At 52.1% G+C, this 17,403-nt stretch carries 8 protein-coding genes; all 8 read left to right on the top strand.

The window, feature by feature from the left end:
- Window positions 1-341: 341 nt before the first annotated feature.
- Window positions 342-4,520, top strand: coding sequence for a hybrid sensor histidine kinase/response regulator transcription factor (locus ACYVBJ_RS19630; protein ID WP_460984006.1), 4,179 nt, complete (start codon window positions 342-344; stop codon window positions 4,518-4,520).
- Between the two features lie 658 nt (window positions 4,521-5,178).
- A complete protein-coding gene (locus ACYVBJ_RS19625) occupies window positions 5,179-6,228 on the top strand; it encodes a ScyD/ScyE family protein (RefSeq protein ID WP_460984005.1) in 1,050 nt (349 codons plus the stop codon).
- A 293-nt stretch (window positions 6,229-6,521) separates the two neighbouring features.
- A complete protein-coding gene (locus ACYVBJ_RS19620; protein ID WP_460984004.1) occupies window positions 6,522-7,133 on the top strand; it encodes a Crp/Fnr family transcriptional regulator in 612 nt (203 codons plus the stop codon).
- Window positions 7,134-7,193: 60 nt separating this feature from the next.
- On the top strand, window positions 7,194-7,634 hold the full coding sequence (locus tag ACYVBJ_RS19615; RefSeq protein ID WP_460984003.1) for a cupin domain-containing protein: 441 nt from the start codon (window positions 7,194-7,196) through the stop codon (window positions 7,632-7,634).
- A 257-nt stretch (window positions 7,635-7,891) separates the two neighbouring features.
- Window positions 7,892-8,317, top strand: a complete 426-nt coding sequence (locus ACYVBJ_RS19610; RefSeq protein ID WP_460984002.1) for a cupin domain-containing protein — start codon at window positions 7,892-7,894, stop codon at window positions 8,315-8,317.
- A 616-nt stretch (window positions 8,318-8,933) separates the two neighbouring features.
- Complete coding sequence (locus tag ACYVBJ_RS19605; protein ID WP_460984001.1) at window positions 8,934-14,525, top strand: leucine-rich repeat domain-containing protein; 5,592 nt, start codon at window positions 8,934-8,936, stop codon at window positions 14,523-14,525.
- A 398-nt stretch (window positions 14,526-14,923) separates the two neighbouring features.
- Window positions 14,924-16,264, top strand: coding sequence for a Kelch repeat-containing protein (locus ACYVBJ_RS19600; protein ID WP_460984000.1), 1,341 nt, complete (start codon window positions 14,924-14,926; stop codon window positions 16,262-16,264).
- Between the two features lie 56 nt (window positions 16,265-16,320).
- Window positions 16,321-17,403 carry a DUF4249 domain-containing protein gene (locus tag ACYVBJ_RS19595; RefSeq protein ID WP_460983999.1) on the top strand — a complete coding sequence of 361 codons (1,083 nt, stop codon included), beginning with the start codon at window positions 16,321-16,323 and terminating at the stop codon, window positions 17,401-17,403.

Genomic DNA, 17,403 nt, shown 5'->3' with positions numbered 1-17,403 from the left:
TCCTTACAGGGTAATTTTTGTTAATCAGGGGAGTTTGTCTACGCATTCAGGGCGATAAAGTTTCGACAGACAATGCCTTTCTCCTGCTTACTCATTAGATCGGTAACGCATCTGGACCTGTTTTGTAAGATTGGGGCAGACAGCTTGAAATGAACGCAATCCGTTAGGAGGCTTAGCCAGCACGAACAAACATGAACTTAATGAAGTACCCGCATTGATTCATTTATGGGGTATATTTACGAACGTAACGTATCCATTCAGAGAGCAGTCTGATCAGTACCTGGGTTCGTTCAAACGTAATGAAAGTTTGTTTTTCGTTTCGCAGGCCTGAATCGACGATAGTGAAAGTTACAAGTCTTCTCATAAGCCTACTCGTCTGGGTCTGTACATTGGCTAAAGCGCAGCCCTACGTCGCCTGGGTAAAACACTACGGACCCGAAAACGGCTTGTCGCACCGGGAAATCAACGCCATTTTTCAGGATCGGCAGGGGTTCATGTGGTTTGGTACCAAGTTCGGCCTGAACCGCTTCGACGGTAAGACATTCACTACCTTCACCAAAGAGCGTAGCGGACTTGATTTTGATGATATTCAATCCATTGCTCAGGATGCCGATGGAAACTTGTGGTTAATGGGGCCGTACGGCAAATCACAAGTTACAATTTTCAATCCCCTGACGAATACCGCTGTTTCATTTGAAAAAAAATTTAACCAGAAACTGGTAGCTACTTGCATAAACCCACCCCTGCGTGTTCTGAATAGCGAAAACGGCACTATTTTCCTGGCGAGTTGTCAACCCGCCCACCTTACTACTTACCACCCAAAAACCGGACTTCGGCATGCTTCATTATCTGGATTTAAGACACTGTCGGTCATTCAGGTTACTGTCCGCAATACGGTTTGGGCCATCGCTGATACGAAGCACCTGGTTGAAATAAGTGCAGAAGGACATGTTCTTAAAGATTATCAACATCAGGGGACTACTGTTGTACCGTGTTTTAGTCAGCGAAATGCCGGTACTGAGCTTTTCTTTTTTACAACCAATCTGGTTACTAATGAGAGGATATTCTTTCGAATAGATGAGTTCGGCAATCAGCATCGAATGGCTTTTCCGGAGTCGCAATCAACTCAACAACTCCTGTTTCCGGTTCGCTACTCAGTTGACACAACGGGATTGATATGGGATGGGATACGACTGCGGAATTCAGCCGGTGAGGTCGTGCTGGACGTTACAAATCAGTTGTCGGGCGAGGCAATCACCAACCGAAGCTTCCTCTGTGACCGAAATGGCTGGATGTGGCTGGGCACCAGTTTTGGGGTTTATCAGGTAAAAATCGCCAGAAACCATTTTCGTCGGTTTTTTTATACGGAATCAAATTCGGGTGAAACGGTTGCTGCCATCCGTGGTATCGTAGTAACTGACAATCAGGTTTTCGCAAATCTGGAGAAATTTGGGCTTTACACTAGCAGCCAGGTAGGGGGCGCACCAAAAAAATTGTACGGAAAATCGGCGTTTGCCGGGATGTCTGGCCTGCGGGCGGATGGTGCGGGAAAGCTATACGTTAGTCTTAAAGGTGAGTTGCTCCTGTATGATCTTAAAACGGGGAAGTACAACCAATCTATTTTACCAAGCCGCACAGCGCCCTATACACTGATAGATTCCCTGCCTAAAAATCCGGTGACCAACGAAACGGTCTGGACGATGGCTCCTTACCGCCAAACCCAGCTGATCGCTGGAGGCCGTATGGGACTTTGGTACATTTGGTCTGCAACCGGGCAGGCTGCTCCATTCACCCAGTACAATGGATTTACGGAGCTGGCCCAGTCGCACGTACTGCATATCGGGGCCGACCGTACCGGAACCATCTGGATTTGCTCAGACACCGGTCTATACACGCTCGATCCGCAAAAAGGCATTACGGCCCGTTACTGGACGGGCGGGCAGGGTGGGTTTCGCCTGCCCGCCGATAGTTATCAACACTTTTATCAGGACCCGAAGGGCGTATACTGGCTGGCAACGGCTAATGCCGGTCTGATCCGCTGGGATCGTAAACAAAATCAGTATCGCCAGTTCCGGCGTAGCGAGGGATTGTCGAACGACAATATTTATGCCGTTTACCCTGACCGGCGGGGAAACCTCTGGATGAGCAGCGACTACGGGATTATGCGGTTCGATCCAATCCGGCAAACCACACAGACCTATTTTGTGCAGGATGGCATTACGCATAACGAGTTCAATCGAATTTCGCATGTTCAGGACAAAGATGGTCAGATTTATTTCGGCGGACTGAACGGCATTACTGCTTTTGACCCCCGCAATTTTGAGACGGAAAAAACACCCGCTCCGCTGCTGATGCGCCTGGTTTCGTTTCGGCAGTTCGATCCGGGGCTTCGGCAGCTTGTCGACAAAACCGGGGACGTAGCGAAAACACAAACGATCACGATTCGGCCCGACGACCAGACGGCGGTGCTGGATTTTGTACTGCTGAACTATACCGACGCCGAAAAAAACATGTATGCCTATCAGTTCAAAGACCTCGACGAGTCGTGGACGCAACAGACCGAGTCATCGCTGCGGCTGAGTAATCTGCCCTATGGTACGCATCAGCTTCTGATTAAAGGGCAGGCTGCCAACGGCCAATGGTCGGCCAATACATTGACCATTCAGGTTGAGGTTCAGCGGCCTTTTTACCTGCAAATCTGGTTCTTACTGCTGAGTGCTCTGGCATTGATGGGTGGCATCTGGGCCTGGATGCAGTGGCGTATCTGGTCGCATCAGCGGGTTGAAGTGCGACTCCAGACTGAAATTCGGCAGGCTACCGCTCAAATTGAAGAGGACAAAACACTCATCGAGCAACAAGCTCAACTGCTTCATCGACTCAACGAAACGAAATCGCGGTTTTTTGCCAACATTTCGCATGAGTTTCGTACTCCGCTGACGGTTATTCTAGGCATGACCTCGGAGTTGAAACGCTATGATCCAGTCGAACTGACGCAACGGATCCAACGGTCGTCGGAACTGATCGAACGTAACGGGCGCAACCTCCTGCGGCTCATCAACCAGATTTTGGATCTCTCCAAACTCGAAGCGGGGGAGATGTATTTGCAGCCCATCCGGGCCGACCTGATCGGGTTCACCCGCTACGTTGCCGAGTCGTTCCATACGATAGCGGCTGCGAAAAGAGTTCATCTGCATTTTCAATCGGATAGGGAGGTTCTCGACGCTGATTTCGATAAGGATAAACTGCAGGATATTTTGTCCAACCTGCTCACCAATGCCATTAAGTTCACTCCCGCCGATGGACGCGTTTCCTTACAGGTAAGCACCCACGAGAAATGGATTCCGTTGCCCGAAGGCTATCATGAAGCGATTGCCCCGACGCAACACCGCAGCTCTCCCTGGATTGCCGTACGGGTACGTAATACCGGCTCCGGTATCAACGCTCATGACCTGCCGAGAATTTTCGATCGATTTTATCAGCGGTCTGCCGATGCTGCCAGTATGCATCCGGTCTCTGAAGCCGGCGGAACGGGTATTGGACTCTCGCTGGTGCGCGAACTCGTTTCCCTGATGCATGGCGGTCTGGCTGTTTGGAGCAGGCCGGGCGAGGGGGCTGAGTTTGTTATCTTGTTGCGCCATACCCAGCAGGCCCCGGTGGCAGTAGTACCCATTGCCGAGCCCGTTAGCCCGTATATGAATAGGTTGGAAGAGGCTGAACCGACAACTGATATTGAGGGCAAAAAACCGGTACTGTTGCTGGTGGAAGACAATGAAGACGTAGCTGCCTATATTCTCGCCTGCATACAAGCCGAGTACCAGGCCATCCGGGCCGAAAACGGACAGGTTGGCGTCGACCTGGCTGTCAACAACATACCGGATCTGATTCTGAGCGACGTAATGATGCCGCTCAAAGACGGGTTTCAATTGTGTGACGAGCTAAAAAACGACCCACGCACCAGCCATATTCCAGTTGTGCTGCTGACGGCCAAAGCCGCAGCCAGCGACCGCATTGCCGGGCTCCGGCGCGGGGCCGATGCTTACCTGACCAAGCCCTTCCACCGGGAAGAGCTGCAGGTAGTGCTGAGTAACCTGCTTCAATCCCGGCGTTTGCTCCAGCAGCACTACAGCCAACTGGCCCTGGCCAGCGCCCCGCCCGAGCTGCCGCTTCCGGAGGAAACGGCTTCATCCGAAGCTGAATTTTTATTGAAGCTGCGGTCGGCGCTGGATGAGCAGCTGACCAATACCGATTTGTCGATTGACGATCTTTGCCAGCAGATGGGAATGAGCCGCACTACTCTCCATTCGAAGCTGGTCGCCCTGACGGGGATGTCCATCACGCGCTACGTGCGAGCACTGCGGCTGACTAAGGCCAGGGAACTACTTGTTACTACAGACCTGAACATTTCTCAGGTCGCCTATGCAGTGGGCTTTGAGGATCCCAAGTATTTCAGCCGGGTGTTTTCAGAAGAATTTGGCGTTTCACCCGCCAAGTTCCGCCTTTCGGTCCAATCTGAACAATAGTCCACCTTTTTCGAACAATTCTCCACCTGATTCTGCCGAGTCTCTCGTAATCTTGCGGAGTCATTTGTAACCGTAAAACTATGCAGGTTCCTGTTTTACGATTTCTGTCGACGGCAAGCAACATTGCTCGATTTATCATATAGACAGAATTACGATGCAGACAGTGACAACGACGAATCGGATTCTAATTTTATACGTTGCTGCTGGTGATAACCACACACTAAAAAAATCGCATCCTGTTGAAGTTCGTCCTGTAAACTTGCGGGCATCTGCTTTAGCCCTCACGCGTTTCTCGCTGCGCATGTAGGCGCTGATTGCGAATGGTGTAATGACTTATTGCCGGACAAGCCAATTCTTCAGTGTGTATGAGAGCTTTCAAAAAACACGAATGGAGGCCAGATTGGCCGGCCCTTATCACGAAGGAAGACACTTCTGCCCTTCTGGGGTAAGTTACGGGAACACAGGTAATCAACTGCCCACATACAAACATGGATGTTACCAAATTTGCGATAAATAGCTATAGTGACATTGTAAGTGAGTAGTACGCCATTTGCTGTGTAATAAAAATATTTATAATAGTTCTGTATTGACTATGAAACAGATATAGCCACACCTTATTTTTGGATCTTTCCTACACTTAGTTTCAACTCGTACAATTATGTTCAAAAACCGTTACGTTTCCCGTTTATTTCAGCCGTTTGCGCTGACCAGTCTTTTTCTGTTCGGTTTGGCCGGATGTGCTATCTTAGACCACCAGTTTCCGGCTCCTACCCGGTTAGTAGCCGTGCAGGGCCCCCCACTGGCAACCGGGCTCAAGTCTCCGATTGGATTAGCTGAAGATCCGAAAGGCAATGTGTGGGTAACCGAAGCCGGTAGCGGAACCGTAAACAACGGGCAGGTTACTGTAATTACTCCATCGGGTTCGACCTATCCGGTTATCACCGGTTTCCCGTCGGCCCTGAGCCCCGAAAACTCTCCCGAAGGGCTGAACCATTTGTTGTATGACAATGGAACATTATACATCCTGCATGCTACGGAAGACAAATTATACATAGCCAACGTGGCGGGATTTGTGCCCGGTGTAACGCCAGCCGTAGACTTCAGCACCCTGAAAAGTGAAGACATCGGCAGCTTTGTGAAAGCTAAGCATCCTAATGCGCCCGATACCCCCGATTCAAATCCATACAATCTGACATTCGGGCCCGATGGCGATTTGTTCATTGTCGACGCAGGTGGGAATGCGATTGTGCGCCGGAAGAAAACCGACGGAAGTCTGAGTATTTTCGCTACGTTCCCTGATGTCCCCAACCCTAGTTTTCCAACGGTGGGGCCGCCGACGATCGATGCTGTGCCCACGGGTATTGTGTACGATGGAACCAACTTCTTGGTCAGCACACTGACCGGCTTCCCATTTCCTACGGGACTTTCGAAAATTTATAAAGTGAGTGCAACCGGCACAGTAACCGTTCAGAAAGATGGCTTCTCGGGCTTAACCGATATTTTGTTGGCTCCTGGTGGCAAAATTCTGGTGACGGAGTTCGGCTTTTCAACGCCCGGACGGGTTGCCAGTGGCGACGATGCCACAATGAGTTTGTTCACTCCGGCCATCACCCCCGTCGATATTCTGTTGAGCAATGCGAATCGGGATACGTATTACGTATTGTATTACGGACCGGGTTTAATTACAAAACTACAGGCAACAAACTAGCTTATTGCTACGTAGCCATAGTCTGGCCCACCGGGGATGTTGATGACCAACATATACCTCAGGTGGGCTTTTTTATTGCTCATCACTGGGGGCATTTTACCAGATGTTTTCAGAAAAATAGGTATTTCACCCGCCAAAGTCCGGTTTTGTGGCTGATCCGAACAATAGTCCACCTTTTTCGAAGGGGAATCCACCTCTTTGTGGCGGCATCCCAGTAGACTTGTGAAGAGATTTCAGGCCCGGTAACTGGCCTTACGTACCCCAACGTTTTACCTCTTCAATTGTCTATACACATGGAAAACCTTGATAAATTTCTTTCCCTGCGCCGTACTCTGGACATGACGGGTAATCATAGTTTTACCGACGCCGAGTTTGAGCAGCTGGCGGGTTATCTGGGAGTGAAAAAGCTAAGAAAAAAAGAGTTTTTTAACCTGCAAAACGAGCATGCCCGTTTTGTCGCCTACGTCAATCAAGGCTGTTTGCGGGCCTTTCATACCAACGATGCGGGGGACGAATTCACCGTGTTTTTTGCCTTTCCCGGTATGTGGGCAGGCGATAAAACCAGCTTGTACTCGAATCGCCCTTCCAGCTATAGTATTCATGCGCTGGAAGATTCAGAAATCGTGTATTTCGATAAAGATGGCTGGGAGGAAGCCATGGAGGGTATCCCCGCTCTGGAGGCCTGGTACCGGCTTCACTCCCGCCGAACGCTCGAAGCGGCCCAACGCAAGCTCATTGAATGGCAGACCCTATCGGCCGAAGAAAAGTACCTCAGACTGCATGAAGATGCCCCTGGCATCGTGCAGCAAATCCCTCAGCATTACATCGCTTCCTATTTTGGCATCAAGCCCCAATCGTTGAGCCGAATTCGCAAGAAAATCATGGGGCCGGCCCTGATTTCTTAACCTGGGTGAACGTTTGGCGGCTGCCCGCGCCGGTACTTTTGTTCAGTAAACCTTTCCCGTATGTTTCCTACGTATAAAGAGCAGATCACTATTGGTGGCCTGCAGTTAAACTTCCTGGTCGATGGTCAGGATACCGATGGTAGCCTGGTGATGTTCGAGATGCTGGTTCCGTCTAACGCCAGAGTCCCCGCTCCGCACTTTCATGTCGATGTCGACGAAACGCTCTACATGCTGGAGGGGACATTGACAATGCTTTATGGCCCAGAAACCCTGCGCTTAAATCCAGGTGATACGTTATTCATTAAGCGCGGGCTCGTGCACGGGTTTTCCAACAATCACCCCCACGACGCCCGGGTTTTATGCACACTATCGCCGGGCAGTATTGGCCCGGCTTACTTCCGCGAACTGGCGGAGGTGATCAATGCGGGTGGACCGCCAGATATGCAGCGGGTTTTAGCTATTATGAAGCAGCATGGGCTGGAACCGGTGAAAGCCGGCTGATCCATCAGAGTGCTGGACCGATTGTGACGCAACCCCGTCGACGTATCGTTTTGTAGCAGCGTACACCTACGTTCGATGCTATGCCTGGTGGTGGATGGTGGATTGTCGCAACCAAATCTCAGTTGCCAAGCTGCAGCCGTAAAAAAGTAAGGGCCGGCCCTGATTTCTTAACCTAGGTGAACGATTCCCGCCCTGCTCGGCAGATAGCTTTGTTCAGTAAATAACACCTCCTCTACAGTGATAAAACAACCATAACCATGCAGTCATTAACTACCACCGGCGGGGTCGTCCGTCAGGGCGAAGGCAAACAATTTAACGTGCTGGGTCATGCCATTACGGCTCTCTTTACCCAACATACCACCGAAGGAAACTACTACGTCTTTGAGCTGATTACCCCACCAGGTTTGAGCTTGCCGCCCCACGTTCACGAACGGGAAGATGAACTGATCTATGTACTGGAGGGTGAGCTGGAAGTTATGATAGGAGATCAGCAGTTTGTGGCTCAGGCGGGGGACCGTATCTTCTTTCCCCGGTTCGTACCCCACGGTTTTCAGAACGCGGGCAGCTTCGAAGCGTTTTTTGAAAAGCTGGCGGCCTTGCCACCCGGTGAACCCGACATGGCCAGAATCACTCAGATCTTCGCCGAACACGGCATGACGATTCTGCTGCCCCAGCAGGCGTAACCAATGGACCGACCGTTCAATCATTCAAGTAACAACTGAACGGTCGGCCCATTGGCGACAACTCATTATTTCTTTCCAGCGTCGATTTTAGCCGCATTCACCGTTTCAGCCGCTCGTTTTCCGCTTCTCCGCCCCATCTGAACAAGAGTCCACCTTTTTCGAACGGAAGTCCACCCCGTTTGATTTTTTGTCCTCTAAACTTACACCGCCGTTTCTGACCTCTTTTCGATACGGCAGTCTGTTCTCAATGATAGTAACTTCCAGCGCTTCTTCGACCGCTCCAGCAAGCGGCTTTAGCTCGTTCTTGCCTGCAATAACCCTTCTTGCTGCCTGTCCAGACCCCTGACCTGGTATATGAGCGCTTCCTCAAATGCATGCGTACCCTATGGCCGCTAGTAGTACTTAATATTTTGACAGTTAATTCAACGCATATATGATTTGTTTTTACTCTCTTCCCGATCAGCGTTATCTCTCGATAAACCAGCGACATAAACCCATCCGTATTTCTCTGATAGCGTCAGTTCGATATGCACTTGGCTTTTGGTTCACTCTACTTTTTCTCAGCTTACCATTACCTGGAGTTAGCCAGGCTCCTTCGATAATATGGCAGAAGGCGTTGGGAGGATCAGCTCTTGATATTCCAAATGATATTGTTGCTACACCGGATGGGGGCTATGTAGCGGTAGGACGGGCACAATCTACAGATGGCAATGTTACCGGAAATCATGGGCGGGCTGATGTCTGGGTCGTTAAAGTGAATAGCGCGGGTGATCTGGTCTGGCAAAAAGCGTTGGGGGGCAGCAGCGGTGACGACGCGTATGCGGTGACTACTACGTTGGACGGTGGTTTTGTGATTGCAGGTGGAACCTCCTCCAGTGACGGAGACGTAACGGGCGATCATTCGACAACCGATTATTGGATAGTTAAGTTAAATAGCGCGGGTGGTCTGGTCTGGCAAAAAACCTTCGGTGGTTCCTTAAATGACGTAGCCCAGGATATAGTTTCCACGCCAGATGGCGGCTTCGCAGTTGTTGGGTCGTCCATGTCCTTTGATGGAGATGTAACGGATAATCACGGATACATTGACTTTTGGGTACTCAAGCTGAACAGCGCGGGTAATCTGCTCTGGCAGAAAGCACTGGGGGGAAGTGGTTATGATCGAGCTTATGCCATAACAACTACCGCTGATGGGGGCCTTGTCGTGGCCGGTAGCTCTGACTCCGCCGACGGTCAGGTGACCGGCAATCATGGGCTTGATGATTTATGGGTTGCCAAACTGAACGCGTCGGGTAATCTGCTCTGGCAGAAGTCGTTAGGAGGAACCCATTTCGAAGAAGGAAATAGCCTGGTGGTTACCCCCGACGGCGGCATTGTCATTGCTGGCTATTCGGCATCTGAGGACGGTGATTTATTGGGTAAGAGGTGGGGAGCTGATTATTGGATTGTGAAACTGAACAGTGCGGGCAACCTGGTCTGGCAGAAAACGTACGGTGGAGACGACAGCGATAGTGCTAAAGATATAAAAGTTACCCCAGATGGCGGCTTCGTTGTAATCGGTACGACTAATTCTTCCAATGGCGATATAACTAATCCGCGTGGCTACTTTGACCTATGGGTGTTGAAGTTAAACGAATCGGGCAACCTGGTCTGGCAAAAGTCGCTTGGTGGCTCACAGGCGGAGCTGGCAGCTGGCATTGTGCCAACCTCAAATGGAGAGTATGTAGCCGCAGGCTATACAGCCTCCAATGATGGTGATGTGACCGGAAATCAGGGTACAATTGACTATTGGATCGTCAAATTGGGCGTCTCTACACCTACTATTACTGAATTCTCGGCCAGTGCCAACTCTGTTTGCGCCGGTCAGACGGCTCAGTTCACGGCCAACCTGGTCAACGTAACAGGCAGCTATACCTACACACTCACGAATGGCACTAACTCGGTCAATGGCACCGCCAGCAGCAATCCCTTTAGTCAGACGTTGCTAGCCAGTGGGGCAGGTAGTCAAAGCTTCTCGCTGACGGTAAGTAACAACGGGCAGATGGCTCAGGCCAGCACCAACCTGACGGTGGACAGCCACCCCGACTACCAGCCCCTGGTGGATTTGTATAACAGCACCAATGGCACAGACTGGGCTAACAAGACGGGTTGGCTCACTAACTGTAACCCTTGTGGCTGGTATGGGGTAACCTGCTTAGGCGGACGAGTGACTCGTTTAGATTTACCATACAACCAGTTGAATGGTAGCCTCCCTTCGAGCCTGGGTAGTCTGACCAACTTGCAAACTTTAGCCCTCGGCAACAACCAGTTGAGTGGGAGTATTCCTGCGAGCCTGGGTAGTCTGGCTAATCTGCAAACTCTACTTCTCTCCACCAATCAGTTGAGTGGAAGTATTCCTGTGAGCTTGGGTAGCCTAACCAACTTGCAAAATCTAACTCTCGGCGATAATCAGTTGAGTGGAAGTATTCCTGCAAGTCTAGGTGATCTGACTAACCTGCGAATCCTAGCCCTCCAGAACAACCAGTTGAGCGGAAGTATTCCTGTGAGCCTGGGCAACCTGACCAATCTGAGATATCTAGCCTTCCACAACAACCAGTTGAGTGGTAGCCTCCCTTCGAGTCTGGGCAGTCTGATCAATATTCAAATTCTATACCTCTACCAAAATCAGTTGAGTGGTTGTTACCCGGCCAGCCTGACGGCCCTGTGTAGGGTTGTGAACAAAGATTTTAGTAATAATGCGGGCTTGCCCGATGGGGGCAGTGCCGCTGCGTTTAGCCTTTTCTGTTCTACAGGGCAGGGGGGTGATGCTTTTGTTGCCACCGCAACCACCAGTTTATCGACGGCTGCCGTAGGTAGTGTTGTTAGTTTGAGTACAGCCGGAGGTAGTAGCTACCAATGGATGACTCCAGTAGGTGCCCAGCTGAGCAGTACTACCGGCGCTGTGGTGTCGGCTACGCTGACTACGACGGGCGTCAAGACCTTCACCGTGGTAGTAAGCCAGGGAGGGACCTGTAGCCAGCCAGCCACTGTACCGGTGACGGTCACGGCTGCTTTGCCTGCTATCAGCAATTTTGCTGCAAGCGCAGGTACGGTTTGTGCGGGTAGCCCTGCTACGTTCACGGCCAACCTGAGCAACGTAACGGGCAGCTATACCTACACACTCACGAATGGCACCAGCTCGATTAATGGCACCGCCAACAGCAGCCCCTTCAATCAGACCCTCGTAGCGAACGGTTCGGGGGGCCAGAGTTATACACTCACTGTAGCTGCCAACAACCAGACCAGTACTGCTGTGACTCCTCTAACTGTGACCAACTTGACTCTCGATGGCTCCGTGACTGACGTGAGTTGCAACGGCGGCAGCAATGGTTCGGCAACCGTCAATGTTTTGGGTGGTACACCTGGTTATCGATATAGCTGGTCGCCGGCTGGGGGAAGCCAGGCAACCGCTGCCAACCTGCGTGCCGATACGTATACAGTCACCGTAACGGATGCCAATAGTTGCCAGGCCACCCGCCAGTTCATTATCAGTGAGCCTGAAGCGTTGACTACCAGTCTATCCAGCTCGGGCACCATCACCTGTGCGAATCCCACCGTTACGTTGACGGCCCGTCCATCAGGGCAGAGTAACTATGCTTTCTCGGGATCCGGCATCAGCCAGAGTGGAGCCAGCTCAACCGTTTCGCTCACGGCAAGCGGTACGTATTCGGTCACGCTGACCAACGCCACTGGCTGCACAGCCACCGCAACCATCCTTGTTGAACAGAACACGACGGCTCCCCAAAACGTGACGTTAACGAACAACGGGCCGTTAACGTGCAACAAGACCAGCGTTACGTTGTCGGCCAGCCCATTGGGTCAGAGCAGTTACGTCTTTTCCGGACCGGGACTCAATCAGAGCGGGAGCAGCCCAACCGTATCAGTCACGGCAAGCGGCACTTACTCCGTAACGGTGACAGGAGCCAATGGCTGCTCTTCAACGGCAACCACGACCGTGTCACGGCCCGAGCCCTTACAGGCTACCGCATCTGGTGTGGATGTTTCCTGTTTTGGGGGTAGTAATGGTAGTGCTACGGTCAATGTCAGCGGGGGGGCAGCAGTTTACACCTACCGCTGGTCGCCGTCGGGGGGCGACCAGGCTACTGCCACCGGACTAGTAGCAGGGGTCTACAGTGTGACGGTGACTGATGCCAACAACTGTACTCTCACCCAACAGGTTACGGTCAATCAGCCACCTTTGCTGCAAACCGGCGGCTCTCAGCAGGATGTTACGTGCTTTGGGGGGAGCAATGGCTCCGCTACCGTTACGACAACAGGTGGCACACCGGGCTACACCTACAACTGGTCACCCTCGGGTGGAAGAGAAGCCACAGCCTCCGGGCTGTCAGCCGGTACGTACATCGTTACAGTGGAGGATGCTAACGGTTGCAAGATGAACCGCCAGTTCACCATCAGTGAACCTGAGGCTTTGACTACCAGTCTGGCCAGCTCGGGTACCATCACCTGCGCGAATCCTACCGTTACGTTGACAGCCCGTCCATCAGGGCAGAGTAGCTATGCTTTCTCCGGACCAGGCTTCAGCCAGCGTGGAGCCAGCCCAACCGTTTCGCTCACGGCAAGCGGTACGTATTCGGTTACAGTGACCAACGCTACTGGTTGCACGGCCACCGCAACTACGGAAGTTCTGAGTAACACAGTGGTTCCCCAAAATGTGACTTTAGGTAATAGCGGTACGCTGACTTGTGCCCAAACCAGCGTCAGCCTGACGGCTGGCAGCAGCACAGAAAATGTTACGTACACCTTCTCCGGGCCAGAGGCCATAAGCGCCACCGGGCGTATTGCACAGATAAGCCAGCCCGGTACCTACACCGTAACCGTTATGGGTGCCAATAGCTGTGTAAGCACCGCAGTCACGACGGTTGAGAGTAACACGATTGCCCCCAACGCCAGCCTGGTTAGTTCTGGCACAATCACTTGTGCGAATCCTACGGTCACACTGACCGCGCGGCCATCAGGTCAGAGCAACTACGCTTTCTCCGGGCCGGGCCTCAACCAGAGCGGTACCAATGCCATAGCTTCCGTCACCGAAGGTGGTACGTACACGGTTACAGTCACGGGCGCTAATGGCTGCTCCGCTGCGACAACAGCAACGGTTGAGAGTAACACGACCGCTCCTCAAAATGTAACCTTAACTAATGATGGAGCGATTACCTGCGCGAAGCGCTCTGCCCAGCTTATTGCTGCCAGCAGTACTACGGGCTCTCTGAGTTACAGTTTTGCCGGGTCAACGACAATCGCTCAAACGGGTTTCGCTAAGGCTACGACAACCGAGCCGGGTACTTATACTGTGACGGTGACGGGAGATAATGGCTGCTCAGCATCGGCCGTTACCACAGTTGGTATCAACGTAAATGCCGCTACGGTCGATCTGACCAACAACGGTCCCTTATCCTTTACCAACACTTCCGTTACGTTGATGGCTACGTCCAGCCCCAACTACAGTTATGTCTTCAGTACTGGCGCTGTTCAGCAGGAGGGCGGCAACACGGCTAAAGTAACCACCACGGGCGTCTACTCCGTAACCGTTATCCGTTTAGACAATGGCTGTACGGCTACGGCTTCCACGACGGTGCTGGGGGGCAATAACCCCACCGCCTGCCGGGGAGCGACAACCGTCATTAACGTAGTCGTTGATGGAGATCCGGTGAAGTATGAATGGTACAAGAACAGCCTGACGAGTCCTAAGCTGATGGAGACGCCCCAGCTTTTCAGAGGTACGGCTACGTCGAGCCTGACCTTAATCAACGCGCAGAGTAACACCCAGGGCAACTTCTTTGTCAAAGTCACTGACCGCTCGGGCGCGGTGAAGGTCTACGGTCCGTATCGGTTAGCGGTTGACGCTAACTGCCGGGCTCGGGAAGAGGCCCAATTCGAGAGACCGCTGCAGGTAGAATTAGCGCCTAACCCCATCCAGCAAGATAAACTACGGGCCGTTGTTCGCGGTGCTGAGGGTCGCTCGTTACAAGTTGAACTGGTTGATCTAAGCGGTAAGCCGATCCATCGCCAGCACTGGGATCAGGCGGAGGCTGTACAGCTCGTGGACTGGGACATGCAGGGGCAAAATTCAGGTGCTTATCTCTTGCGAGTGGTAAGTGAGGCCGGTAATGGCGTTCAGGCTCAGCGGCAGAACCTAAAAATAATCAAGCCTTAGCTGCCTGTTTTTCTGCTGAATAAGGATCTGTACTAAAAACGCCTGATTGAGGTTGTTTTAGCTCGTTGGAGAGCCAAGTACGTTTAATCGGGAGTTAGAGGTAGTGCTGCCTAACTCAAACGAAGATCAGCTAACCCCTGGTTAATACCCCTGTTTGTGATGGTCGTACCTGAATCGATGAAAGTAGGTAGTCGACGGACGTAACGAACAGACGTTAACATGCCCTTATACAACGGCGAGAGGTAAGTAGCTCGTAAATCCTTTAATTGGATTGTTTTCACTAAGTTAAATGCAATATTTACTAAGTTGTTGCCTATTGTGAAGCGTTTATGGAAAATCGCTCCTGCTGGTTAGTCTGGGTTTTTCGATGGTTTGCTGGTTTCGGTATACTGTTCGCCATGGTAGATTGCCAAACCACCGATGTAGTAGCGCCCATCATCCCACTCGATCCGGTTACGGCCTCTCAGGCATCCCTGGTAAGTGTTCAGGCTATAGATGCCAGCTCGGCGGAGATTATCGTAAAAGACATCCGGCTTGAAGCAGCTGACTGGCGCATCACGGTTTCACCAGACGATAAGGGTAGTAACGTCACCATAACGCCTAGTGAAACCAAAGCTCTGAAGGACTTCAATCTGACAACCTTGAAAATGAGTGGCCTCAGCAGCGGGCAAACTTATCAAGTCCGGCTGGCCTTTCGCTTTGCTGATCAGGACTCGATCACGGCGGTACGGATGTACACGCACAAGCTGAACACTGCTCTTCACTGGACGCGCTTGGCCCATGTCAGTTTCAGCGGGGGCGACTACACCGGTTACCCCGTGGCGATGGATGGCATCTGCGGGCCTAATCCAGACAATGGCTGTGGCAACCCGAGTATCGGCGCGTATATAGGTAAGCAGGTGAAGTTGTTACGGTACCCTAGCCCGCAGGAGAGGAACTACATGGATGTGAAGTTCTACGATCGGGCTACCGATAGCTGGCCATACTATCCGGTCGACAACCGAATACCTCGCCACGGTATGATACAATACAACCTATTTTTCCTGGGTGTAGACCGGTACCTATTCAGCGGATTGGGCTTTGTTACCGAGGAGCGGGCACCCAGCAAGTATTTCTATTACCGCGATATGTCGGCCGTTTTTCCAGTAGGGGGTAGCCCTGTTTTACCGCTCTATGGCGGTGAAGATGGTGAACTGGCTTTTTTCACCACCACTGACGAAGCTTATTTTCTAACTCAGAATGGTTCACCAGCTATGCGCAGCATCCACGCCATATTCACCCAGACGGTACGTGCCCCCTTGCCCGAGCCGCCCGGCACGCTCGCTACCTTTTCTATTCGCAACATCGGCTATGTGGTGAACCAGCGGCCGGGCGAGCCAATCCGACTGTGGGCCTATGATCCAACAACCGATACGTGGACCAGGCGAGCTGATTTTCCTGGTCCGTTCCGGCAACGGGGTACAGGCTTTACGCTGGCCCGTCAAGGCTATTTCGGTCTGGGCCTGACTCTCGATGGTCAGGGTCTTCGTGACATCTGGCAGTATGATCCTGCTACGGATCGTTGGCAATACGTAACCGACTATCCGGGTCAGGGTAACCAGTTGCTGGCCGTCTTTAGTGCCCCCGACGGAGCCAAGCCCGAACGGGCCTACCTGGGATGGGGTTACGAAGCGCAACGGATCAATACGGGAGTTAACCGCACCGTGGGCTGCACCGACTGGTGGGAGCTAACACCATGAGACGGAGTTTTGAACCTGGCTGAGTAGAGTCTAGTCATACACACTTTGATCTTGTAATGATAAATAGGCAATTTCTTCTCCTCATTCGACGGTGGGCGGCCGGGTGCCTGCTAGTGTGCATCTTGTGGGGATGCGTTGATCAGGTGGACTTACCCATCCGCCAAACGGAGCGACGACTGGTCGTGGAGGGACTGATTACCGATGAAGTTCCTCCTTATCCCATAAAGCTGACGTATTCGGGAAATTTAAGCCGGTCGCTGCTGATTCCAGACGAACTGGCTATTAACGGAGCTTCCGTTACGGTAGAGGATAACCTCGGCAACCAGGCCCAACTGCTGCAGGATCCGCTGAATCCCGCTTTTTACTGGCTACGCGATGAACGGCTGCGGGGTGTACCGGGTCGTTTATACACCCTACGCGTTACGTTGCCCGACGGAAGTCAATACGTCTCCCGACCTGAGTTAATGGCACCCGTGCCTCCCATCGAACGACTGTATGCTGAGTACCAGGAGTCGGATCCGAACACGATACAATTCAATACGTTTCAAGTAAAAATTGACACCCGTGATCCAGCCACTTCCGGTAACTTCTACCGCTGGCAGGCCATGTGTTATATGCCCATCTGGGGGGGCAGCGACCCGTTAGGTTTTTATAATAATGTATCCGCTCCGGGAAGGTACGCTCCGTTCTATGGTACGCTCACCAACGTATTAAGTGATCAACTCATTAACGGCAATCGAATCGAGGGGCAGCTGGTCCTGGTTCCACCGCTGGTGGCACTGGGCACGCAATACGCAGAAGTCAGGCAGTATTCGCTCTCGCGGGAAGCTTATCAGTACTGGCTCCTATACCAGGAACAACTCTCCCGTAGTGGAACGATTTTCGACCCGCAGCCCGCCAGCATTGAAGGTAACGTCAGGTCGGTGGCGGATACGAATAAGCTGGCATTGGGTTACTTTGGCGCGTCGGCTGTTAGTCGCCAGCGCATCGTTATGTACACCGACACGTTGAATTACGCCAAGTTTGTGACCCGATATGGGCCGATTCTGTTTAGTAACACGCCACCCGTGGTTCCGGGCCTGGCGCAAGATCAAAGTCAACCAGCCGGTCCCACCAACTGGCTTACATACGGGAAATAG

Source organism: Spirosoma fluminis, assembly GCF_054778895.1.
This window is presented reverse-complemented; position numbering and strand designations above follow the sequence as displayed.

What these genes read in the sequence shown, in the direction of transcription:
- ACYVBJ_RS19625 (WP_460984005.1), top strand. Translation starts at nt 5,179, where the DNA reads ATGTTCAAAAACCGTTACGTTTCCCGTTTATTTCAGCCGTTTGCGCTG.
- ACYVBJ_RS19620 (WP_460984004.1), top strand. Translation starts at nt 6,522, where the DNA reads ATGGAAAACCTTGATAAATTTCTTTCCCTGCGCCGTACTCTGGACATG.
- ACYVBJ_RS19615 (WP_460984003.1), top strand. Translation starts at nt 7,194, where the DNA reads ATGTTTCCTACGTATAAAGAGCAGATCACTATTGGTGGCCTGCAGTTA.
- ACYVBJ_RS19610 (WP_460984002.1), top strand. Translation starts at nt 7,892, where the DNA reads ATGCAGTCATTAACTACCACCGGCGGGGTCGTCCGTCAGGGCGAAGGC.
- ACYVBJ_RS19600 (WP_460984000.1), top strand. Translation starts at nt 14,924, where the DNA reads ATGGTAGATTGCCAAACCACCGATGTAGTAGCGCCCATCATCCCACTC.
- ACYVBJ_RS19595 (WP_460983999.1), top strand. Translation starts at nt 16,321, where the DNA reads ATGATAAATAGGCAATTTCTTCTCCTCATTCGACGGTGGGCGGCCGGG.